The 22875-nt window shown below is 57.1% G+C and carries 21 protein-coding genes and 6 pseudogenes; 21 read left to right on the forward strand and 6 right to left on the reverse strand.

Annotated elements, in window-relative coordinates:
* Window positions 1-5: 5 nt before the first annotated feature.
* The 14 genes and pseudogenes from OKW29_RS21330 to OKW29_RS21395 form a co-directional block, all read left to right on the forward strand.
* Window positions 6-311 carry a hypothetical protein gene (locus OKW29_RS21330; RefSeq protein ID WP_429292435.1) on the forward strand — a complete coding sequence of 102 codons (306 nt, stop codon included), beginning with the start codon at window positions 6-8 and terminating at the stop codon, window positions 309-311.
* A gap of 64 nt (window positions 312-375) precedes the next feature.
* Window positions 376-1629: a Rieske 2Fe-2S domain-containing protein gene (locus tag OKW29_RS21335; RefSeq protein ID WP_429292436.1), complete on the forward strand. Its 1254-nt coding sequence runs from the start codon at window positions 376-378 to the stop codon at window positions 1627-1629.
* 7 nt (window positions 1630-1636) lie between these two features.
* Complete coding sequence (locus OKW29_RS21340; protein WP_429292437.1) at window positions 1637-2431, forward strand: amidohydrolase family protein; 795 nt, start codon at window positions 1637-1639, stop codon at window positions 2429-2431.
* 27 nt (window positions 2432-2458) lie between these two features.
* Window positions 2459-3562, forward strand: coding sequence for a zinc-dependent alcohol dehydrogenase (locus OKW29_RS21345; RefSeq protein ID WP_429292438.1), 1104 nt, complete (start codon window positions 2459-2461; stop codon window positions 3560-3562).
* Window positions 3563-3606: 44 nt separating this feature from the next.
* Window positions 3607-4452, forward strand: a complete 846-nt coding sequence (locus OKW29_RS21350; protein ID WP_429292439.1) for an amidohydrolase family protein — start codon at window positions 3607-3609, stop codon at window positions 4450-4452.
* Between the two features lie 265 nt (window positions 4453-4717).
* Window positions 4718-5755: a Rieske 2Fe-2S domain-containing protein gene (locus tag OKW29_RS21355; protein ID WP_429292440.1), complete on the forward strand. Its 1038-nt coding sequence runs from the start codon at window positions 4718-4720 to the stop codon at window positions 5753-5755.
* A 50-nt stretch (window positions 5756-5805) separates the two neighbouring features.
* Complete coding sequence (locus OKW29_RS21360; RefSeq protein ID WP_429292441.1) at window positions 5806-7368, forward strand: FAD-dependent oxidoreductase; 1563 nt, start codon at window positions 5806-5808, stop codon at window positions 7366-7368.
* A gap of 34 nt (window positions 7369-7402) precedes the next feature.
* Window positions 7403-8740: an MFS transporter gene (locus tag OKW29_RS21365; RefSeq protein ID WP_429292442.1), complete on the forward strand. Its 1338-nt coding sequence runs from the start codon at window positions 7403-7405 to the stop codon at window positions 8738-8740.
* A 69-nt stretch (window positions 8741-8809) separates the two neighbouring features.
* Window positions 8810-9982 carry a mandelate racemase/muconate lactonizing enzyme family protein gene (locus tag OKW29_RS21370; RefSeq protein WP_429292443.1) on the forward strand — a complete coding sequence of 391 codons (1173 nt, stop codon included), beginning with the start codon at window positions 8810-8812 and terminating at the stop codon, window positions 9980-9982.
* Window positions 9983-10053: 71 nt separating this feature from the next.
* Window positions 10054-10566, forward strand: a complete 513-nt coding sequence (locus OKW29_RS21375) for a hypothetical protein (RefSeq protein ID WP_429292444.1) — start codon at window positions 10054-10056, stop codon at window positions 10564-10566.
* An 11-nt stretch (window positions 10567-10577) separates the two neighbouring features.
* Window positions 10578-10772, forward strand: a complete 195-nt coding sequence (locus tag OKW29_RS21380) for a hypothetical protein (protein ID WP_184008160.1) — start codon at window positions 10578-10580, stop codon at window positions 10770-10772.
* 98 nt (window positions 10773-10870) lie between these two features.
* Window positions 10871-11389 (forward strand): hypothetical protein, encoded by a 519-nt coding sequence (locus OKW29_RS21385; protein ID WP_429292445.1) that lies wholly within the window; start codon window positions 10871-10873, stop codon window positions 11387-11389.
* Window positions 11390-11400: 11 nt separating this feature from the next.
* A complete protein-coding gene (locus OKW29_RS21390) occupies window positions 11401-11589 on the forward strand; it encodes a hypothetical protein (protein WP_429292446.1) in 189 nt (62 codons plus the stop codon).
* Between the two features lie 177 nt (window positions 11590-11766).
* Window positions 11767-13070, forward strand: a pseudogene (locus OKW29_RS21395) (IS5 family transposase); the annotation flags it as partial.
* A 181-nt stretch (window positions 13071-13251) separates the two neighbouring features.
* Here the strand turns inward: OKW29_RS21395 and OKW29_RS21400 are convergent.
* Together OKW29_RS21400 and OKW29_RS21405 are read right to left on the reverse strand one after the other, a co-directional pair.
* Window positions 13252-13595 (reverse strand): annotated as a pseudogene (locus OKW29_RS21400) (glutathione S-transferase family protein); the annotation flags it as partial.
* 76 nt (window positions 13596-13671) lie between these two features.
* Window positions 13672-14853, reverse strand: a complete 1182-nt coding sequence (locus OKW29_RS21405; protein ID WP_429292447.1) for a porin — start codon at window positions 14851-14853, stop codon at window positions 13672-13674.
* A 475-nt stretch (window positions 14854-15328) separates the two neighbouring features.
* On the opposite strand from OKW29_RS21405, the gene OKW29_RS21410 reads away from it, so the two are divergent.
* The 6 genes from OKW29_RS21410 (at window position 15329) to OKW29_RS21435 (ending at window position 19659) form a co-directional block, all read left to right on the forward strand.
* Window positions 15329-15805, forward strand: a complete 477-nt coding sequence (locus OKW29_RS21410) for a hypothetical protein (RefSeq protein ID WP_429292448.1) — start codon at window positions 15329-15331, stop codon at window positions 15803-15805.
* 42 nt (window positions 15806-15847) lie between these two features.
* Window positions 15848-16336, forward strand: a complete 489-nt coding sequence (locus tag OKW29_RS21415; protein WP_429292449.1) for a DoxX family membrane protein — start codon at window positions 15848-15850, stop codon at window positions 16334-16336.
* Between the two features lie 103 nt (window positions 16337-16439).
* On the forward strand, window positions 16440-16910 hold the full coding sequence (locus tag OKW29_RS21420; RefSeq protein WP_429292450.1) for a hypothetical protein: 471 nt from the start codon (window positions 16440-16442) through the stop codon (window positions 16908-16910).
* Window positions 16907-17083: a hypothetical protein gene (locus tag OKW29_RS21425; protein WP_429292451.1), complete on the forward strand. Its 177-nt coding sequence runs from the start codon at window positions 16907-16909 to the stop codon at window positions 17081-17083. Before OKW29_RS21420 ends, OKW29_RS21425 begins: the two co-directional genes overlap by 4 nt.
* Window positions 17084-17233: 150 nt before the next feature.
* On the forward strand, window positions 17234-18214 hold the full coding sequence (locus tag OKW29_RS21430) for a DctP family TRAP transporter solute-binding subunit (RefSeq protein ID WP_429292452.1): 981 nt from the start codon (window positions 17234-17236) through the stop codon (window positions 18212-18214).
* A gap of 8 nt (window positions 18215-18222) precedes the next feature.
* Complete coding sequence (locus tag OKW29_RS21435) at window positions 18223-19659, forward strand: MFS transporter (RefSeq protein WP_429292453.1); 1437 nt, start codon at window positions 18223-18225, stop codon at window positions 19657-19659.
* An 86-nt stretch (window positions 19660-19745) separates the two neighbouring features.
* On the opposite strand, the pseudogene OKW29_RS21440 reads toward OKW29_RS21435, so the two are convergent.
* The 3 pseudogenes from OKW29_RS21440 to OKW29_RS21450 all read right to left on the reverse strand — a co-directional run.
* Window positions 19746-20309, reverse strand: a pseudogene (locus OKW29_RS21440) (transposase); the annotation flags it as partial.
* A 7-nt stretch (window positions 20310-20316) separates the two neighbouring features.
* A pseudogene (locus OKW29_RS21445) lies at window positions 20317-21043 on the reverse strand (DUF4158 domain-containing protein); the annotation flags it as partial.
* A pseudogene (locus OKW29_RS21450) lies at window positions 21040-22132 on the reverse strand (tyrosine-type recombinase/integrase); the annotation flags it as partial. The pseudogenes OKW29_RS21445 and OKW29_RS21450, both read right to left, overlap by 4 nt.
* Here OKW29_RS21450 and OKW29_RS21455 point away from each other — a divergent pair.
* Window positions 22101-22268 (forward strand): hypothetical protein, encoded by a 168-nt coding sequence (locus OKW29_RS21455; RefSeq protein WP_429292553.1) that lies wholly within the window; start codon window positions 22101-22103, stop codon window positions 22266-22268. The pseudogene OKW29_RS21450 and the gene OKW29_RS21455 overlap by 32 nt on opposite strands.
* A gap of 58 nt (window positions 22269-22326) precedes the next feature.
* Here OKW29_RS21455 and OKW29_RS21460 read toward each other — a convergent pair.
* Window positions 22327-22842, reverse strand: a pseudogene (locus OKW29_RS21460) (ISNCY family transposase); the annotation flags it as partial.
* Between the last annotated feature and the right edge of the window lie 33 nt (window positions 22843-22875).

The raw sequence follows: 22875 nt of genomic DNA on the forward strand, positions 1-22875 counted from the left end.
TAGCTATGAACGTGAATGACATTCATTCGATCGAAGATTACTCGCCGCAAACGCTGCGCGAACTGATCGGGCGCGTGGAGAAGTCTAGTACGTTCGAACACATGATTTACCGCGAATCCGAACTCGATGAAGTCTGGCGATTGCTCGATAGCGATATCCTGGCCGCTGAACGGAAGGGCTCGAATGCGCCGGAACTGGCGAACCTTGTTGCTCTGCGCAAACTGATTGTCGAAGCGCACGATTTCATTGGCAACGACAGCAACACCGTAGACGCGCGTGATCGACTGCTGAAGGCCGTCGAACTCGTTTAAGGCTAGTGGGGAGAGCAGGCATCCCACGCATATTCACAGATAAAGAAATTTAGGAGCAAACCCCATGCTTTCCCGCGAAGATAACGACGTACTGACCCAGGTTGGTAAAGGCACGCCGAACGGCGACATGATCCGTCAATTCTGGATTCCGGCGATGCTGGCGTCGGAAATCAGCGAGCCGGGCGGTAAGCCCGTGCGTTTGCGTCTGCTGGGCGAAGACCTCGTGGCATTCCGCGACAGCGACGGAAACGTCGGCCTGCTCGAAGAACAGTGCCCGCACCGTCGTGCGTCGCTCGCGCTGGGCGACAACTCGGAAGGCGGTCTGCGTTGCCTCTACCACGGCTGGAAGTTCGACGTCGATGGCCAGTGCATGGACACGCCGACCGAACCCGAAGAGTCGAAGCTGTGCTCGCGTATCAAGGCAGTGGCGTATCCGATTCGTGAAGTCGCTGGCGTGATCTGGACGTACATGGGCGACCCGGCGAAAGTCCCGCAATTCCCGGACTTCGACTTTCTGTCGTACCCAGCGGAGAAAGTTGCCGCCTTCAAGGTTCTCGAAGACTGCAACTATGCTCAAGCCGTCGAAGGCACCATCGACTCCGCGCACGCGGGCGTCCTGCACCGCGAGCAACCGTGGGCAGCACCGGCCAAGTACGAACATGAACGCGATCTGCGTCCGAAGATCGAAGTCGAATACACCCTGTACGGCCTGCGCTACGCCGGCGTCCGCAACTTCCGTGAGGAAGGGAAGTTGCACGCCCGTGTCACGGAAGTGATCCTGCCGTTCTTCACCCTGATCCCGCCCGATGGCTTCGGCGTCCGCAAAAACCGTCGCATGGCGAATGCATTCGTTCCGCGTGACGACCAATCGACGTGGCACATTCAGTGGTTCTTCGACGAAACGCAACCGGTCGATATCGAATATCGTATTCAGGAAGGTGGTCACTGGCTCGATGAAAACTTCCGCAAGGAACTGAACATCGACAACTGGTACAAGCAGGACCGTGAAGCGATGAAGACGTCGTCGATGTCGGGCATCAAGGGCATCCTGACGCAGGACCATGCAGTCAGCGAAACGCAGGGGCGCATCCTCGATCGCACGAAGGAACATCTTGGCACGTCGGACGTCGCGGTCGTTGCATGGCGCCGTCAGATGATCCGTTCGGCTCGTACTTACGCAGAAAGCGGCGAACTGCCGAGCGTGCTGAGAAACACAATTCCGTGGAATCAGATTCACGCTTCGACGGTGATCTTCCCGAACGACCGTACGTGGAAGGACGAAGTGCCCCTCAATCCGGACGTCGCTCTGAAGGCCTGAGGTTGACATGATCGTTGATAGTCACGCGCACGTTTCGCCTCATTGGTATGAGCCTGTCGAGACGTTGATCGACCAAATGACTGAGTATGGCGTTGATATGGCCATTCTCACTCAGATGATCGGACAGACGGATAACCGATACCAGCAGGACTGCGTCAAGCGATATCCGGGCCGTCTGTCGAGCGTGGCTTGGGTTGATGTCGACGCCCCGGACGTTGCAATGACAATCGAAAACCTGGCGCGCGAAGGCGTGTCCGGTATTCGGCTTCGCCCGTCATCGTGCCTTCCGGGCGGTCGTCTTCCGGAAGCGTGGCGTGCAGTTCAGGCAACTGGACTGCCCGTCAGTTGTGTGGGATCAGCGGAAGCATTCAACGCGCCGGCATTTATCGAGCTGGTCGCGAAGTTGGCAGGGACGACTGTCGTCCTAGAACACTTGGGCGGCACCAGCACGCCTGTCACGACGGATGAGCAGTTCGCTATTCGTCGCCAGGTGTTCAAACTCGCGGCCTACCCGAATGTCATGTTGAAGGTCCCGGGGCTCGGTGAATTGATGCCTCGCGACCCGAAAACATGCCATTTGGGCCGTCCCTTCGGGGACGCGACGTCACCGCTGGTCCACGAGGCGGTAACTGCATTCGGCACGAATCGCCTGATGTGGGGTTCCGATTTCCCCGTCGTGAGTTCTCGCGAAGGTTACGGCAATGCATTGAAACTCACCCGTATTGCACTCAACGGATTACCTGATGAGGATCTCAACGCAATCTTTGGCGCTAACGCACGTCGCATATTTTCGAAACGTTGAGATCGAAAACGAGCAGGAGACAAACACATGACGAAAAAGGTACTGGCCGCAGTCAAGACGGATGTCGAAACCACGGAAATCCGTGAGTTTGAATATCCGACTGTTAAGCCTGAAACCGGAATTCTGCGCATCGAAGCCAGCGGCGTCGGCGGCAGCGATCCCGAGTTGTACCGTAAGGCTGGTCACGTTCCGGTCATCATGGGCCACGAAAACGTCGGAACCATCGAAGAAGTCGGTGAGGTCGCGGCGAAGCGTTGGGGCGTCAAGTCCGGCGACCGGGTTGCTCTTCACGAATATCTTCCGTGCTGGAACTGCGAATGGTGCATGAAGGGCGATTTCCGTCTATGTATGGAAGTCGATTTCTTCAACGTTAAAGACCGACTGAATACCGATCGTTTTGGTATGTCCACCGCCAACAAGGCACCGCACCTATGGGGTGGCTACGCGCAGTATATGCATCTGCCGCTTAACACGGTGATGCACAAGATTCCGCAAGACATGCCGGCCACGCACGCAACGCTGGCGGTGCCGTTCGGTAACGGCGTGCAGTGGGCATGTCTCGACGGCGGCGCAGGTCCCGGTAAGGTCGTACTCGTGTGGGGACCGGGCCAGCAGGGCTTGGGCTGCGTACTGGCGGCAAAGGCGGCAGGCTCATATACGGTGATTTCGGCGGGCATGACACGGGATCAAAGGCGTCTCGATCTGTCGCTGCGCCTGGGCGCCGACTACGCAATCAACGTCGAAACGCAAGACCTCGAAGCCGAAGTGATGCGTATCACCAAGGGTCGGGGCGTGGACGTCGTGGTTGATACGACCGGCGACCCCAAGGGCGAGATCGTCAAGCAGTCGATCGCACTGGCGGCAAAGGGCGCCTATTTGAGCCTGAACGGCTTGGAGCAGCACGTACCCATCGGCGAGATCAAGAAGCGCTATCTGACGGTTCGTGCACCGCGGGGCCGTAGCTACGCAGCTGTCGAACTGGCACTGCGCTATGTAGGCTCGGGTCGCTATCCGATCGACGAAGTGTGCTCGCACACATTCGGCCTGTCGCAGGTCCACGACGCGATTTTGGCTACCGCAGGCCGGGGGATTCAAGGTGCGATCCACGTGTGCGTGGACCCTTGGAAATAACGCCGCATATCGCTGGCTAAACTGAATTTTATAAAGGTAACCTCATGATCGACAGCCACGCACACCTGATTTCGACCGACCGCGAGAAGTATCCGCCGTCGCCGCTGAGCGGTGTTCTCGAGGAAAACGCGTTCGACAACCCCGTGACCGCCGAGCGCTTGATCGACCTGCTCGACGCATTGGGTATCGATAAGGCGCTTGCGGTGCAACGTGCGCATCTGTACGGTTTCCATAACGACTACGTCGTAGATTCGGCACAGAAATACCCGAATCGTCTGCGTTCGCTGTGCATGCTCGACGCACTGGCGCCGAACGTCGAGGAAACGGTGAAATACTGGGTCGGCGAGCGCGGGTCGGTCGGCATTCGTCTGACGGAGCCGAAGAAAGGTGCAGACAGCAGCTGGTTCGCGTCAACGGAAGCGCGTCGTGCCTGGACTGCAGTGACGGATCTCGGCGGCTCGGTGCGCCTGCACTTTTATCGCTGGAATCGTCTGGTTGCACTCGAAGCACTCCAGGACGTCGTGAAGGAGTTCCCGAATACGCCGGTCATTCTCGATCACTTCTCGAATATCGTCGTCGAAGGGCCGGAGCCCGACTACGGTGTGGACGAAGCACTGCTCAAGTTCGTGGACAGCCCGAACGTCTTCCTGCTGTACTCCATGATCAACCTCGGCAAGTTGAAGGCGCTCGACCTGCCGTCCGCGCCGGTTGTTGAGCGGGTGGTGCGTTCGTTCGGTGCCGATCGTGTGATGTGGGGCTCAGACATCGCTCAGTCGAAGGGCGAGTACAAGGACATGATTCAGATGGCCACGGACTCAGTGGCCACGCTGTCGGCTGAAGATCAGCAGAAGGTCCTGCATACGACGGCTGAACGCATCTACTTTAGCTAATGAAGTTGTAAGCATACACGGCGTTCTAGCATTTAAACGCCGTTTTTTTGCATTTCAGGGTTATCCCGGTTCATGTCGCGGGAGCAACGGGATATGATGCAAAGAATACTCAATTGAATACTATAAAGGATGCTGATCCGGTTAAGTCTAGTAGGTCAGATGCGCAAACTGGTGGTCGATTGTGCCGCACCTTGTTCTCGATTTATCCGTTCTCAATTCCTTTCTCAGGAGACTGAAAATGAAATTCCTCCGGAATTGCTGGTATATGGTTGGATGGTCGAGCGAGTTCTCGGCTACTGATATTGTCCCGTTCACGGTGATGAACGAGGCACTGGCGCTCTATCGCAAGGAAGATGGCACGCTGGTAGCACTCGAAGATCTGTGCCCGCACCGCCTGGTTCCGCTGTCGGTCGGCCGTAAGGAAGGTGACGAACTGCGCTGCATGTACCACGGCCTGAAATTCGCCGCGGATGGACGCTGCACGGAAATCCCGGGCACCGATCGCATCTCGTCGAAGGTCTGCGTTCGTAGCTACCCGATCGAAGAAAAGCATGGTGCCGCATGGGTGTGGATGGGTGACGCTGCAAAGGCCGATCCCGCACTGATTCCACCGATCGAAGGTCCGGACAGCGCTACCTTCGCGATGAAATGCTCGAAGAAGGTATGGAAGGGCAATGCGGAAATTGTCGCTGATAACTTGCTCGACCTTTCGCACGCACCTTATGTTCACGAAGCGACGTTCGGCGCCAACAACAAGGTGTCGCTCAAGATTCAGAAGGATGGCGAAGCGAAACGCGGTATCGATACGATCGAGCGTGGCGTCGTTGCTGACCGCTGGCACTTGGGCCGCCAATCGAATCCTTACTTCGGTGATGTTCCCTCCGACGACAACGTGGTCAGCACGTTCCTGGTACCGGGGGTCTTCATCCTCAAGATCCATTCCTACGCACCGGGCGTTCAAGATCGTCTCGTCGATGGCGAGCCCGCGGAAGAGCCGATCTTCCGCCGTTGCACGTGCCAGATGATCACGCCGATCAACGACACGGAATCGATGTTCTTCTACAACTTCGGTCCGGATCACGACCATGCCGATTTGGCGGATCACGCTTTCGCGATCGCCGAAGCAGCATTTGCTGAAGACAAGGCAATCATCGAGACGCAGCAGGCAACGATCTCGAAAGTGCCGGATCGCAGGATGATCATGTTGGTGATGGATCAGCCGGTGCTGCGTTACAACGAAATCTACAACGGTCTTCGCTCGGCGGAGGCGGCCGAACGAGCCGCTGCTGCGTCCGCAGCCTAGGTACATCGCACGGCGCTGGTATGTTTTCTCAGACACACGGAATGACGAAAATGGAATTGAACTGGACCGAGCCCCAATGGGATGGGCAAGCCGATATGGTTGTTGTCGGCTACGGCGGCGCAGGCGCGGTGTTTGCATTCGAAGCCGCTGAACAAGGCGCCGACGTGCTCATTCTCGAAAAGGGTGTGCAGGGCGGCGGCAACTCGGTCTGTGTCGCGGGTGGTCTGATCATGACCTCTGTGGATGAACAAGAGTCGTTCAAATATCTGAATTGGCTGTGCGGAGGCCAAACAGATGAAAGCATTCTTCGCCATTTCGTTTCGAGTCTCAAGAACATACCGGCGTGGCAGCACAAACTCGAATTGCCGCTCAAGGACAACCCGCAGCCGTTCTCGGCACCCGGATTTTTTCCCGAATTCCCGGGCGCTCCGGGCGGGGAAAGCATCAAGGGTATGAGCGTCGTGGCCGCACCGGGCGGTGCGGGCCTCTGGAATGCGATCTCCGCACAAGCGGAGAAGGCGGGTGCGCGCGTCCAGTGCAATACACGCGTCACCAGGTTGGTTCAGCAGCCGGTGACGAAACGGATTCTCGGTGTTGAAGCCGAACATGATGGCAAGACGATTGCGGTTCGCGCTCGCAAGGCAGTAGTGTTGGCCAGCGGCGGCTTCGAGGCCAACGATGCCATGTGCAAACAGTTCCTGACTGCTTGCCCGATCTACTTCCTTGGTAGCCCGAATCTGACCGGCGACGGCATTGGCATGGCGCAGGAAGTTGGTGCGCAACTCTGGCACATGAACGCCGTAGCGGGCCCGCTAAACATGGGCATCAAGACGAAGGAAGGCTACGTCTACGTGACGTACGATCTGAACAAGATCGCGGGCTTCGGCTACAAAAGCGGTGCCTTCAAGGACGGCGGCAGTCTGTTGTGGGTGAACCGACAGGCGAAGCGCTTCCATAATGAAACGGTGGATACGTCGGTTGTTCAACACGGATTGGCAAACCGCGATACATGGTTGGCAACGACGCCGGGCACCCCGGAATTCACGAACGTGCCGGCATTCCACATCTTCGATGAGAAGGTGCGTGCCGGTGGTGCGGCAATGACGACGCTGAATTCGCGTGTGCCGCCGTGGTCGCAAGACAACCTCAAGGAACTCGAAGAAGGCCTGATCGTCAAGGCCGATACGCTCGAAGAACTGGCGTTGAAGTGCCAGTGGCCGGAAATCCAGGGCGTGTGCAAGGCCGGCCACCTCGATCCGTCCGCACTTCGCGAGACGGTCGAGCGTTACAACGATCAGTGCCGCAACAACTTCGATCAAGATTGCGGTCGCGAAACGTTCCTCGTGCCGCTCAACGATGAAGGCCCGTACTACGCGATCGGGCCGATGCTGCCGACCTATTTGAACACGCATGGAGGTCCGAAGCACGACGCAGGTCAGCGTGTTCTCGATCACCAGGACAAGCCGATTGACGGTCTTTATGCAATCGGGGAGTGCGGGTCGCTATGGGGTCCGTATTACAACTCGATGGGTGACATCGCCGAATTCATTATATCCGGCGTGACTGCGGCAAAGACCGCGCTCGCCGACAGTGAGGTGCGGGAAAGTCGCTAAACAGTTATACGGATAATTTCAAGGAGACACCGTCGTGAGCGAGACCGCAGAATTGCAGGTGAAGTCGGCACCCGTCGACAACGTGGAAAGTATAAAAACGTCCAAAGGTGCATGGTGGATGCTTCTCGTTTTGACGGCCACGTACGTCATCTCGTTTATCGATCGCGGCGCGCTGGCTCTCGTCGTCGGGCCGATTAAAAAAGACCTCGGAATTTCGGATCTTCAGGTCAGTTTGTTGCTTGGCCTTTCTTTCATGCTGCTGTATAGCGTGCTCAGTATTCCGATGGGCATACTGGTCGACAAGTACCAGCGTAAGACGCTTCTCGGCGCCGCGATCATGGCATGGTCGGTCGTTCAGATGTTGTGTGGTCTGAGCACGACCTATCTCCAGTTGTTCTCGACGCGTGTTGGTCTAGGTGTCGGTGAATCGGCGTTGGCTCCCGGATCGCAGTCGATGATTCGTGACGCATTTCCGCCGCATCGTCGCAGTATTGCTTTCGGTATCTACAATATCGGCCCGATGTTGGGTACGGGTTTGTCCTTGGCTCTCGGTGCCGTCCTGTTGAAGGCAGCATCGGCAGGCGCATTCGATAACCTGCCCTTCGTCGGTGGCATGAAGCCGTGGCACTTTGTGCTGCTGGTTCCGGGCATCATTGGGATTCCGTTCGCGATACTGCTATGGCTGCTGCGTGAGCCGGTCCGTCGCTTCCAGACCGATACTTCCGAGGTGACGTACAAGCAGACCATGTGCTTCGTATGGAAGAATCGTGGCGTGTACCTTCAACTCTGGACTGCGATTTGTCTATACGGTATTGCCATTGGTTCGCAGATGGCATGGCTTCCGGAAATCATCGCTCGCACGCTACATGTTGCGCGTCCGGAAATCGGTAAGGCGATCGGCGGCGTTGCACTGCTCGCTTCCCCACTCGGTCTGTTGATCTGCGGCAGTATCGCAGACTGGCTGCGCAAGCGCGGTATGGTCGATGCGCCTGTTCGGGTGGCGGCGGTCACAACGACAATCGCGGCAGTCGCTACGGCATGCTTCCCGCTTGTCCATACGATGCGCGCGGGCATGATCCTTTACTTCATCCAAATGTTCATGTTTGCGATGTTCGCGGTGGCAGGCGGTGCAACGAATGCCAACTTCACGCCGGGTAACATGATGGGCAAGATCACCGCCCTCTATTACTTGATCACGAATCTCGTCGGTTTGGCACTCGGCCCTACCGTAGTGGCGCTCGTCGCTAAATTCTTCGACGGTCCGAATGCACTTGGCGCCTCGTTCGTCATCTGCTACGTGGTCTCCGTCGCATTGGCAGTGATTCTGCTGATCCGCGTCTGCAGTGCATTGCGTCGACCGGTTGTGCGATAACTGGTAGTTGTCGCGGCGCGTCATTTTTTTGACGTGCCTTTCCATGAATTCTTAAGAGGCTCAAATCAAGTGAAGATTACCCGCGTTGAGTGTATTCCGATTTCGATGCCGCTGAAGAAGCCGATTAAGCTTCCCAATGTCACAATCACTTGCCTGAATACGCTTCTCCTGGCTATTGCAGCTGACAACGGTCTCGTCGGCTATGCGGAATCGGGCGATACATCATCGTGGTATCGCGGTGAAAGTCAGGCATCCCTGACGGCAATGATTTCCGATGTTTTCGCGCCGCGAATCCTGCTTGGCGAAGATCCGAGCAATATCGAGAAGATCGTCGGCATGATGGATCAACTCGCCCGCGACAACAATCAGGCGAAGGCGTTGGTCGACTGTGCGCTGCATGAGCTGAAGGGCAAATCCTTGGACGTGCCAGTCTACAGCCTGTTGGGTGGCCGCACTCGCGAGAAGATTCCGCTCGGTTGGGTCTTGTCGGCGGGTGAGCCCGAAAAGGTCGCAGAGCTGGCAATTCAAGTTCGCGATAGGGGCTTCTCGGCGTTCAAGCTCAAAGTCGGCCGTCATACGTTCGACAACGACGTGGCTACGGTCCGCGAGGTGCGAGCGGCGCTCGGGCCGGATGCCAAGATCACCTTGGACGCAAATGGCTCATGGAACTACGAGCAGGCGTTGACGACGATGAAACGCCTCGATCAATACAACCTCTCGTTCATGGAACAGCCACTGGCGCATCAATACCGCGACAGCCTTGCCAAACTGCGTGAGCGTATTAACACGCCGATATACGCAGACGAGGGGGCGCAAGAGTTGGGCGATCTGCGTGAAATCGCAGAGCGTCGTTCGGCCGATGGTGTCGTTCTCAAGATTCAGAAGGTAGGCGGGCTGGTCAAGGCACAGCGATTCCTGGCCGCATGTCGCATGTACGACATTCCCGTGTTTTGCAGCACTCTGATCGGATCGGGCGTCGAATCCGGGCCGAGCACGCATCTCATGGTCGCAAACGACTGGGCATGCCAGTTCATGAGCGAAAGTATGGGTCCGCTCGCGATTCACGCGGCATGGAACAGTGACGATATCCCGGTCGATCAAGACTTGGCGATCGGTGGCCAGCGCTTTAGTGGCGGCTTTGCCTATCCGAGTGAAGGCGCCGGATTCGGATTCGTATTGAATCGAGAGTTACTGGCCAGGATTCATACGCCGGGACAACAGCATCGGGTTGTCGAGGCGTAATTGCTGGGCAAAAGGCGGCGGACTCGATTTCGCCGCGTTGCATAACCATAAAATGATAGAGGAGATACTCGATGCAGGGGCTTAATTCGCCACCGTGGAAATACGCGGTACTCTGGCTCCGGGTCTATTTCGGTGCCGATCTTTTGTGGTCTGGTTTTCGCTATATCTGCACAGGCTGGGTTCCGTTTATTCCCGGTCTCGCAGGTCAATACGTGCAGGCACTCGATGCCATTCACATGTTCTATGCCGTGAAGGCAATGGAAATGCTGGCTGGTATCCTGCTGCTGACGAACCGATACGTGTTGCTCGGTGCGATTCTCGAGTTCCCGACATCGATTTCGATCTTCTGGATCAATACTTTCATCGTGGGAACTCCGCGTCAATTGTTCTCTGGCCCAAATCAGCTGTTGATGAATGGCCTCATTCTGCTGGCGTATGGCGGATACATGGCGAGTGTGTTTAAGCCCAACAAGCCCCTCGCGCTATGGGAAGGCTTCAAGGTCGATGTCTGGAAAGAGCACCTGAGGTTGAGTAAAGGTGCCAAATCGGCGTCGACAGTTGAAGTATCGGGCGACGTCGCATAAGAAGAGCGTACATGAAAAGCAATCGGAATCTTTATATCGGCCTTGCCTGCTGCGTGATCATGACGTGCTGGGTATTTTTCGGTTCCACAGGACTGGGCTATACCGAATATCGGGCATTGCGTGCACGCGATATGTTCGGCTTGGCCATTCCATGGATCTGCGTCATTATTGTTCTGATTCGCGATCGTCGCAAAGGCATCATCTAACGGGCTCTCAGGTGGTGGTCCAGACCACCGCCTTTGTGATATGCCTGCCTCAGGCATATTTTGTCGTAGTGTCGGATTAAATTCTCGGAAATATCCCTATGCAAAGCGCTAACTCTTCCCCCTGGAAGTACGTCATTACGTGGCTTCGCCTTTATTTTGGCGCACACCTTTTCTTCTCCGGCATTCGATTCGTGATCGACGGTTATGTACCGATGGTTCCGGGTCTCGCTGGTGAATATCTGGCGGGTGCCGACGCAATCGGTATGTATCATTGGGTCAAATATATGGAAGCGATTTATGGTTTCCTGCTTCTGACGAACCGTTTTGTCTTGCTGACGCTGATTCTTGAGATGCCGACCACCGTCACGATTTTTTGGCTGAACACGTTCATTTCGGCAACGCCGCGTCAATTGTTTTCAGGCCCGCAAGAACTACTGATGAACGGTTTGCTGCTGCTCGCGTATAGCGGCTACATGGCGGCATGCTTCCGTCCGAGCCTGAATCCGATGTGGCTGTGGGAGGGTTGGAAGGGTTTCAGCCTGAAGGGTAGAGGTGGTCTGATGAACACCAACCCGAGCCTGGTCGGCGTGTCCGTCGAAGAAAAAGAATCAGCTTAAGGAGCATTCGCATGAAAAAGAATACCTGGATCGCAATTGTCATCTGTATCGCTCTGACGCTGCTGGCCATCGACGGCTCGACGGGTTGGCGTTGGGCGGACTACCGTCCGCTGCGCAACTTCGACTACTTCGGTCTCGGCATTTCTTGGCTGCTTTTCATCTTCGTGCTCATCCGCGACAAGATCAGAGGGGAAGCCTAAGCCACTATCTGACTAAAAAAAGCCCGGGGACAAACTCTCCGGGCTTTTTTATTTCGTCGAGCCTGAACAATACTGTGCGCCTTATATGACGTGACTCTGGGACCGAAATGGTGTTGTTGGAATTGCAGAGGCCTGGCATATTGATGCGTGAATCCTGCAAAACATGACGAGGTGCAGATGGGTTTGAAGACGCCTGTGACGGAACAAGATTCTTCCGGCAAACGCTGCGAGAACAGATCAACCTGAAGCATCCACTGGTGCGCCTGACTGATCTGATCAACTGGGAGCGGCTGGACGCATCGATGAGCGAGAGCTTCGTCTCGCACAAGGGGCGACCGGCAACGTCGCCGCGCCTGATTGCCGGGCTGCTGTATCTGCAGCACGCGTTCGACCTGTCCGACGAAGAGGTGGTGTGGCAATGGGTGGAGAACCCGTATTGGCAGGTGTTCACGGGGCGAAACTCATTTGCAAACCGAACCGCCGATCGACCCGTCGAGCCCGACGCGCTGGAGGAAGCGCCTGAGCGAAGTCGGCGTTGAAGAGTTGCTGGCTGAGACGATCGAAGCGGCAAAGCGTGCCGGCGTGATCAAGGCGCCGAGCGTGAAGCGCGTGATCGTCGACACCCACAGTCATGGAGAAAGCGATTGCCCATCCAACCGATTCACGGTTGCTTGAGCGGTGTCGCGAACATCTGGTGAAGGCCGCAGTACGGCACGGACTGAAGCTGCGGCAGAACTACAACCGGGAAGCACCACGGCTTGCATTGCAGTTTGACCGCTACGCCCACGCAACGCAGTCCAAACGAATGAGAAAAGCCTGCGCACGCTGCGCTCCCGGGTTGGTCGCGTCATGCGTGACGTGCAACGAAGGGCCGGCCAGGTGGGCGAAAGCGGTCATGCGGCGCTGCTGGAGTTGGTTGCTCGCGCGAAGCGCATCCTGTCGCAAAAGCCGAAAGACAAAAAAAGCTCTATGCGTTGCACGCACCGGAAGTCTAGTGTCTGGCCGAGGGAAAGGCACGCATTCCTTACGAGTTCGGCGTGAAAGTGTCGATGACAACGACACACAAGGAAGGGCTCGTGGTTGGTATGCGCTCGATGCCGGGCAATCCGCGGCGCGCGTCAAGCAAGTTGTCGCCTCACTCATGCAGCGAGAGGCTGGCGCACCGTTATCGCCGTACAGCACCGGTTTGGCCTCAAGGGCGGCAATGCCCTCAGCGAGTGCCGTGCGGCGTACCAGATACGCTGCGTGTTCGGCAGCGTCGCTGTCGTGCACCTCCCAGCCGACAATCTTGCGGCTGTACAGGTCCAGGATCAGATACAGGTAAAACCATCGACCCGAGACGACGCAGCGCGATCGAACCAGCCGTTGGCCACATGAAGACAGACGGAAGACTGGATCGGAACTGGCTCCAAGGCGCGCTGGGCGATGCGATCCACGCGGTGCTGTGCGGCGCAGGTCACAACCTGCGGATGATCCTCAGGAACGCGCCAACTTGCTCTCTCTTTATCGCCCCCAGATTCCAATTTTATCCAGGCGACAACCATTGTGACGCGGGGGGCGTACGACGCGGTCATACGCTGGCTGAAGCGCTGGAACAAGCAGCAATCCTGTGCGACGCCACGCCGGAAGTCGCCATCGTCGACCGTGGATAGAAGGGTGTCGCCGGGCGAGCGCGGGGCCACTGGCGATAGGCCCGGCAGCCAAGGAAAGCCAACGTTGTACAGTGGCCGCCCCGATCGGATCTTCGGGTAGCCACGTAGCATCACCATACCGTTTTGCCAAATAGACGAGAATCGCGTTCGAATCAGCGAGAACGACGTCGTTATCTACAATGGCAGGAATTTGACCAAAATGGGTTGAGAGTCAGGAATTCCGGCGTACGTTGTTCTCCTGCGTGTAAGTTGACGTTAATAGCTTCATAACGTAAATTCAGACAAAAACAGGCGCACCCGGTGACCGTGGCCAGAAAGAGCGGAAGAATAGACAAGAATAGGTGCGTTTGACATGATCTAGTCGGTTTAATTGTAGAAAGAAAAAGCACCTATCGTGATTGGTTTTTTGAGACTTCAGACAGTTACGCCATTAAAAATGCGTCGCCAAGCCCAAGCCGATTGCCGTCACGTTGGTGTTCAGGCCAGCCGGCGCACCGAGGCCACCGGGGGGATAGATTGCTTGGTTGGCGATGCCGCGGTTCCACAGTTTCTTGAAGAAGCCGTAGAGCATTGTCGATTTCGAGAGCGAATACGTGTAGCCGATAGCCGCCGAGCGGATGATCCAGTTACCGTAGTAGTTGTTCGTGATTAACTGCTTGCCGTCAGGACCGATATTCTGGTCGCTCAGGCCACCATACGAGACGCGGATCGTGCCAGCGGGGCCGGTCGGCACCGTGAAACCGAATTGCCAACCCTTGTCCACCCGGCCCGGATCGTTCGTACGGATCTGACCCGTAGCGTACAGTTCCATAAAGTTCAGGTTATAGCGGATGCCGAGCACGTTTTCGTACGTGTTGCGAGCAACGGCAGCAGATGGTTGCAGGCTGTGGCCGAAACCGTATTCCGTCAGCAGCGGGCCGTTCTGATAACGGACGGTGACCAACTGGAAATGCTGCGCAGTTTGCAGGCCTTGGTTGTCGCCCCACGAGTAGGTGGCGCTGCCGCTCAGTCCGTGGAATGCGGGCGACGAGTACTGAATCGTGTTGTCAGAGCGTGCCGGGTCTTGCAGCATGTTGTACAGCCACGGGCGGGGGTTTTCACCGCCGACCGACCCCAGCGGCGATCCCGGTGCGAGCAGCATCGGATCGAACGTGCCGCCCCAGTCGTAACCCATCGTTTGCAAGCGGCCAGCGATCAGCTGACCGTATTGCTTGCTGTCGAGGCCGACATAGGCGCGGCGACCGAATAGTCGGCCGCTCTGGCCGGACGTGCCGTTGTTGATGTTGAAGCCGCTTTCGAGGGTGAAGATTGCGGACAGACCGCCGCCTAGGTCTTCATTGCCATGCAAGCCCCAGCGCGAACCACCGGCACCGCCGCTGTTCAGGCTGATGGCGTGTTGGCCGGTCGAGTTACCGAAGTAGCCGACAAACACGTCGGCAACGCCATACATGGTCACGCTGTTCTGCGCGTGAGCCGCAGGCGCGAAAGCTGCGGCAACAGCGCAGCTGATAAGCAGTTTACGCAATTCAATGTCTCCTACGTATTGTAATTTGATTTGTAAAGTGCGGCCTCCGCTGCAACGGCGGAGCAGTCCGCGCACGACGTTATGCATTCACAATAATATTCGTTTATGCCTACCAAATCAAAGGAATTTCAAATTCGTTGTGCTCAAGGGTATTCCCTAGATGTTCTATCAGGACGCTTTTTACATCTAGTGCATGTAGGAAAACGAAGTAAGTAATTGCAAGAAAGGTGGGGAGCGAACGCAACCCGCGTTCACTGCCAGTACCACCACAGAGTTGGCCAGCCCCGCCGCCCCCCAAACGTCGGCTTCAGGCTCACGTCAAATTCGGGGGAATTCGGCATCGAGAGCCAGAGGGGGAACCCCGGTCGCATAAGATGAGCCGGCATGAATTCGAGTGGGGGTTTTCCCGGCGTTTACATGATCCGTTTGCACGCTATACCATTCAATAGGCTAAATTGAATGCAAAACGCGCACTACCGGTTCCCGTTTTTATAAATACTCCGAAGGAGGCAGGATGTTGGTTAACCAAGAGGATCTCTCCTCGAATAGCACTGCCACGTATATGAACACGTGGCTCGACAGTTTGCAGGGGCGGATGGTCACCGCGCTTCTTGGCGTCTTGTTCATCCTCCAGATCGCTCACCAACTCCACTCGGACCCGCGTTGGCACTGGCACGCCGGCACCGGTAAGCTCCCGCATGAAATCGTTACGGAGTTCATGGACGAGGCTTACACAAAGGGTAAGGGCGTCGATGCATACAAGACGTACTTTGCAGAGAAGGCCGTGGATAACGCGCCGAACACGATCGATCACCAAGACGGCGAACCGATCCCGCATACGGTGAAGAAACTGATCGTCGAAGGTAACGACGTCGCGGTCTTCCACAAGATCGAAGCCGCGCGCGGTCAACCTGCGCAAGACGTCGTCGATGTCTACGAAATCAGCGGGTCCGGTTGGATCATTCGCCACGATCGCGTTGCACAGATGAGCGTCGCTGCCCCCCCGACGGCGGAAGCAACGGTCAAGGCTCCGGGCTAACCAATAAAGAGTGATTAGATTATGTATAACGATCAGAAAACGATGCTGCAACTCGTTGGCAAAGTCATTCTCCTGTTCTGCCGCCTGTATCTCGGTGGCTGGATGTGCGTCAGCGGCACAAGCTATTGGCTCGTGGCCACGGGCCACGCACCGATCTTCCCGCAACCGTTCGGCACGTTGCACGCATCGAACGAACTGCTGGTCACGATGGTTCACACGCACTTCTTCCATATTGTGAAGATTTGCGAAATTGTGGGCGGGGTATGCCTGATTACCGGCTGCTTTGTGCCCGTGGGCCTGCTGATGCTGCTGCCCGTGTCATTCGTGGTCTGGTACAACGCGATCGTGTTGAACCATCGCTTCGACAAGATGTTCACGCCTTACATGGGCGTCGGCTGTCTGTACATAAATCTTATCTTGATGGTGTGGTACATCAAGTACTACTTTCCGATGATGACGTTCAAACCGACTCTTGGCCGCATCGCCGACTGGAGGAAGTTGCCGAACATCTTCAAGCAGGACGTCGCGTAAGTCCGGAAATCGAATATACGAGTGCGCAATTGATGTGCGCGAGTGAGGGTTGCTACGTTGCATAAGTGACGTAGCTTTTTTTTCTGCATCAAAGGAAAGCGCCATGAAGATGGCACATGAATCACCGTGGAAGTACCTGGTCATGTGGGCCAGGTTGTTTTTCGCATTCCACTATCTTGAGTCAGGGCTTTACTACGTAATTTTTCGATACGTGCCGGATTTCAGCCACGCGGGCAAGGTGGGTACATATATCGGTGCGATGGCAGATGTCGGCTTCTATCAAATGGTCAAGTATCTTGAGACCATACTCGGTACATTGCTGCTACTCGATATCGCGGTGCCGCTGGCGCTGATCGTCATGGCCGGTATCAGTGTAACGATCGTCTTTCTGAATCTTTTCGTTTCGCCTGATCCGCGTGAATTGTTCACCGGTCTTCAAGAGTTGCTCTTGAACGGCGCACTCTTGCTGGCATACGGCGGATACTACGCAAACTTTTTCCGTGTCAAAGCGAAGCCTTTTTGGTTTTGGGATGGGATGAAACGCCAAGGCCTTGAGTCGAGGAGTGAGTCATGAAGAAGGATTTCATTGTGGTTTTTGCGGTTGTAGTAGCGGTCACGCTGATAGTAATTTCCACTTCGACGATTTTCTTTTCGCGTCATCTGCGACTTTATGACTATGGTCCGCCCTTGGGCGCCGGGATCATTACTTTGGCAATGATGATCCGGGCCGCGTTGTCAAAACGATAAAACGGATAGATGCGCCGTCCACAGCCCCGTCTACACCCTCACTTCACCGTCTTGAAGGATGCTTGAAATATGATAAAGCGATTTGCACGTTTCAAGTCGGGATGGTCCCCAAACCAAAGTTGCCATGACGTTACCGGAGCGCTGTTCGCAATGCTTTTGTTTGCGCAGCCGATATGGGTACATGCTCAACCGGTCCAAACGCTCACGATCATGGAATATCGGACGCACTTGAACTCGAACCAACCGACAGTGCGCGGCATGATCAAGTTCGCGGAACTCGTGAACGAAGAATCCAACGGACGCCTGGCAGTGACAGTGAGTGGGACGACAGTTCTGGGATCGCCCGAAGATCAGATCAAGACGTTGCAAGAGGGCGGTCCTGGTGCCCCCGATATGATGCTGCTGGTTACGCCGGCACTGCGTCATGTCGAACCCGAATTCGAGATCATGGACCTTCCGTTCGTGGTCCACAGCGATCGCCAAGCGCATGAATTGCTCGACGGTCCCTTTGGGCAGAAATTGATGTCAGGTCTCCAGGGCCATGGACTGATGGGTCTCGCATGGTGGGAGAATGGATTCCGGCAGATCACGACGTCGGGGCGGTCGTTCGAACACGCCAATGATCTGACGGACCGTCCGGTTCGTGTGATTCCGGAACCGGCATTCGTCGAGACGTTTAAGGCCTTGGGTGCCAAGGTCGTCGGTCTTCCGTATCACGAGCTATATAAGGCTCTCAAGTCAGGGCGAGTGGCGGCTCAAGACAACTTTTACTCCCAAATCTTGGTCGGCCACCTGTATGAGGTTCAATCGGCCGTGACGGTCACGAATCATTCCTACAGCGCGATTGCCGTCGTTGCCAACTCCGCAGTATGGGGGAGGTTGTCGGTTCAGGACCGAAATGTTTTACAACACGCGGCGGTAGAAGCAGGGCGCTATGAACGCGGTCTGATTCGAGAACAGGCGAGTACGGACAGGGCCACAATTGCACGTCACGGGATGATTGTTTATAGCCTCTCGCCAAGAGAGATTGCAAAGATGGAAGCGATGACAGAGCCCGTCCGGCAGCAATTCTTCCGCAACTACGACCCCGAGATTCTCGATATCTACCGGCGTCAGATAGCAAAGCACTAGGTAATTCGGTGATTGACGAAAATATAACCGTCGGGGCAAAACAGGACGCCAAATTGGCGTCTTTCTCTCGGCACACGCGACTGATTCCTATGATCGTCGCTGTGCCGATGTTTTTACAGGCAGTCGATACATCGATACTGGGTACGGCACTTCAGTCCATTGCTGCGTCGTTGAACGTTGAGATACTTTACCTCAATTTCGCTATCAGCGCGTATCTCTTGAGTTTGGCGCTGTTTCTGCCCGCGAGCGGCTGGCTCACGGATCGCTTCGGTACCCGCCGTGTTTTCTGTTCGGCAGTCGCGATATTCTCTGTGGCGTCGGCACTGTGCGGAGCCGCAACCTCTATCACTCAAATCGTTCTGTTCCGGATATTGCAAGGCCTCGGCGGCGCGATGATGGTGCCGGTCGGACGGTTGATCCTCTTGCGCAGCATCCCGCCTGCGCAGTTGGTAATGGCGATGGTGTGGTTTACCGTGCCGGGGACCATCGGTCGTGTCCTGGGACCTCTTCTCGGAGGCTTCATCGTCACGCTGGCGTCATGGCGGTGGATATTCCTGCTCAACATCCCTTTCGGTGTCCTGGGAATCTTGTTGTCACTAAAGTTCGTGCCGGATTCGCGATCCGAAAGAACGGAGCGATTCGACCTAACAGGGTTCGTTCTGATGGCGATCGGACTTTCTGGAGTGGTCTGCGGCGTGGAAACTATCGGGCGCAATTTTGTTCCGCTGAGCGCTACAATTTTCGTCACGAGCATCGGTATCGTGGCGTCGATCGCCTATTGGACCTATAGCCGAGATCGTACTGACGTGATAATTCCGCTTAGCATTTTCGGATATAAGGCATTCAGTATCACAAATATTGGTGGTATGCCGTTACGAATAGCGGTTGGTTCGGCGCCTATTTTCGTTCCGCTGCTTTTGCAAGTGGGCGTGGGATTCACGCCTATTCAGTCCGGATTGACGAGTGCCTGGCTTTCGGTTGGTGCCTTTGGAATTCGGCCGATCCTGCAACGGGCTATTAATAAATTCGGGTTTAAGCCTCTTATGATTACAGCGACCGTATTGTCGGCTGCTGCATTTGCAGCCTATGGTTTGTTTTCGCCGGGAACATCAATTTATTTCATGTCTGCTGTGCTTTTCATGGCGGGCATCGTCAACTCGCTTGGAATGATCACGATGAATACGGTCGGATTTTCTGGCGTTCCGAAGGCTATTATGAGCAAGGCAACAGCACTTTCGACTATGATGCAGCAGACGTCGATGAGTTTTGGTGTCGCTCTATGTGCTTTCTGCTTGACGATCACTGCACAGACTCACGGGCATAGTGCGGAGCATTTGACGATGAGCGATTTTCCGATGACGTTCTTTATCGTAGGGGCCTTGAGTTGTCTGTCAGTGGCTGCGTTCATCAGTCTCCCTGCTGATGAAGGTGCCGAGCTGCGATAAGTAATCGGGGACAAGACGATGAATAAGGGAAATGCATCGTCAGTGGGCAGCGATTACGGACGGGATTTAGGCGAGCATTTTTGTGGCTACGACGCTACAGTCGCTTCCCTTGCTTCATACTCCGCCGCATCTGACAGACCTGCGAGTGTTTCGGGCAAGCGTTCGTAGTCACGTGCGAGGCGTCGAAAGCGGTTGAGCCGTCCGAAGCTGCGCTCGACTACCCATCGACGTGGCAACAGCACGAAACCCTTTTTCGCTTCATCGAGCTCGACCACCTGGAGATCAATTCCCTGAGCGCGCGCGGCCTGCGCAGGAGCTTCGCCCGTGTAACCCTGATCGGCGAAGGCCACTTTCACGGTTTCTCCCGTTGCCTGCTGCACCTGGCGTGCCAGCTCTGCCACCTGTGCCCGCTCCTGCTCGTTGGCCGGTGTCACGTGTACGGCGAGCAACTGACCCAGCGTGTCGACCGCCATATGCACCTTGCGGCCACCCTTGCGCTTGTAGCCGTCATATCCTGCGCGTGGACCGCTCGCACATGTCGATTGCATCGTACGGCCATCAAGGATCACCGCGCTGGGCTGCCCCTGCCGCCCCTGCGCGACACGGATGATCGAACGAAGATCACTCACCATGCACTCGAAACAGCCGGCCGCCAGGCGCGCCGGGGCCAGGATAGTAACCGCGCAGCAGGACTCTGATCCCGTTGATATGCTTCAGAAAGCAGGCGATCGCCCGCGCGGCGGGTCGATTCGGCTCCTGTTTCAGATCGTCCCAACCAGACCTGCCGGCCTTGACGACGAGAAGCGCGTCGATCCGTTCGATGAGTGCTGCGTCGAGTGCGCCAGTGATGGCCCCAGAGATCACCTCGTTGAGATCGTTGCGCGCCTGCGTGGCGATGTGCTGCAGCGTCGCCAGCGGCGGCAACTCGTACCGGCGCCGGACCAGTTCTTCGATCAGCACGTTGATGATGTCGGGCAGTTCGATCTTCGTCCGGGCTTCCGTCGACGCGAGTTCAGCAAGCGACGCCGCCTCACTCGCATCGAAAGCCCGGACGTCAAGCCAGCCGCGCAGCAGCTTCTGGTGACGGATGCGGGTGCCCGACACGTCGTACCGCGCGATCGCCGCCCGGGACAAGGTGCGGGCCCGCATCAACGTCCGGATGTGATCGATGATGGCGGGCGGCACATCTACGAGCATCGGGAAGTAACCGAGACGCTGCAGCAGCTTCAACTGCACCATGATCAGTACGGCGGAGGCTTCCTGCCGGGATTGTCGGCGTTCGAAGCGGATTTCCGCGGCGCTCGGAGTGAATGCGGCTTTCAGCTCCGAGCGCGCCCGGCTCAGCAGGCAGCACCGGATAGATGGTCTCGTGGACGGTGCTCATACCGGCGGCCGTCGCGTAAAAATCCGCTCGAACTGCCGGGTACGCTGGACTTCGTCGTCGTCCAGGTAGACCGAGGTGGTCGTGATCGACGCGTGACGCAGGTTGTCGCGCACGGTTGTCAGCGTCGCACCGTTGGCTAGCGCGTGTGTTGCATGCGTATGGCGCAGCCAGTGTGGCGTCGCGCGCTGCAGCTTGTCGGCGAGTGCCGGGTGGTCGGCCTGAATGGCGCCGGCGGCGGTCCGGAAGAACCGGCGCAGCACTTTCCTCAGGCGCGGCGTGGTAATGCCGCCGGGTTCGTCGAGATGGCCAAGCAGCGGCGTATCCGGTGCCCAGCGTGCGGGGCTCACGGACAGACCGCGCTGAACCAGATACTGGTCCAGTGCAAAGCGCGCGAGCGGCGGCAGCACCACCTTGCCAGCCTTCGCGCCCTTCCCGGTAAGGTGAAGCCACCGCTCGCCGCGCGCACCGGTTTCGATACCGCCGAGCGTGACGCCGACCAGTTCGCCCGCGCGCAGACCAGTCGCGTAACCGAAGTCGAGCAGGAAAACGCAGGCGCTGCGCGGCGGGCACGGTCCACCCATGCGACCATTCGAGGCCATCGGCAATCGTCCGGGCCAGCTCCCATTCGCCTGCCGTAAAGGCGCGCGAGATGTCCAGTTCGCCATTGCGCTGCGCGCCGCGCACCCTGAGGCCGGCGAACGGATTCGCGAGCACGTAGCGCTGTTCGATCAGCCAGCGAAACATTGCGCTCAGAACCGACAGCGCACAGGCGATGGAATCTGGCGACAGCGCACCCGTGAATGGCCGCCACTCGGACGACGATCGCGGGCGCGCCGGCGCGACCCACCGGGCGCGGGGTGTGGGATGGCGCAGGAAGGCGCGATAAGCGGTCGCATCCTCGCTCGTGAGCGAAGACAGCGACTTGCCGCGCTCAACAATCGCCCACAGCAGCAGTCGCTCCGCTTCCCGGCGATAGGCGCGCTGCGTTTCGGCGGCTTCGTGCCGGTCGAGCCAGGCGCTGATCGCCTGATAGTCATTATCGGCCTCGAGCGCGCACATGGGCTTGGGCGCGCGGAAGGCGCCGCGCGAGAGCAAGGCAGAACGTCGCAAGATGGCCGCCGTGATCGTCGATCTGGCGGGCGATCTGATCGACGAAGACGAGGGCTTGAAAAGCCATCTACAACAAATACAGCCCGACCGACTACGACAGCGAAACCGCTGCTGAAGTCGACGGTCTAAAATCCATTCTGGAGGCGGTTCTCGGCGTCGAACTGGGCGACGATTTGGACATGAGTTCCCTCGAAGACCTGCTGCAAACCACCCAGGCGCTGGTCGATCTCCCAGAGCCGGTCATAGGGCACATAGGGCAGGGCCACGCCGTCGGCGCGCAGCTCGATGCGCCCGTCCAGATACTCCCAGACCTCGATGTAGCGGTGCACGAGCTTTCGGTTCTCCACTATGTCCTCGAGCAGATCAATCACGCGGTCGTATTGGACCGTGAGCGCCTTGGTCACCTTGCGCGACTCACGCCAGGTGAGCAGCAAGTCCAGGTCCTCGTCGGCGCGCAGCGGCCGATGCGCATCGAACGCGCTCTTGGGCGCCTTGGCAAAACGCGTGTTGTATGCGGCGATGAAAGAGGGGGCGTACGCATTGGCATCCGCGACCGTGGCGATGCCGCGCAGCTGCAGCTCTTTGACCAAGCGATCTTGCAGCGTCAAATGCGCGCGCTCGACGCGCCCCTTGGCCGAGCTGCTGTTGGCGCACCAGGTGTCGACGTTCAGTTCGTACATCGCGGGGCCACACGGCCACGCCCGGCGAGGGCGTGACGCACT

Source organism: Paraburkholderia sp. CI3, assembly GCF_050436505.1.
Taxonomy (GTDB): Bacteria; Pseudomonadota; Gammaproteobacteria; order Burkholderiales; family Burkholderiaceae; genus Paraburkholderia; species Paraburkholderia tuberum.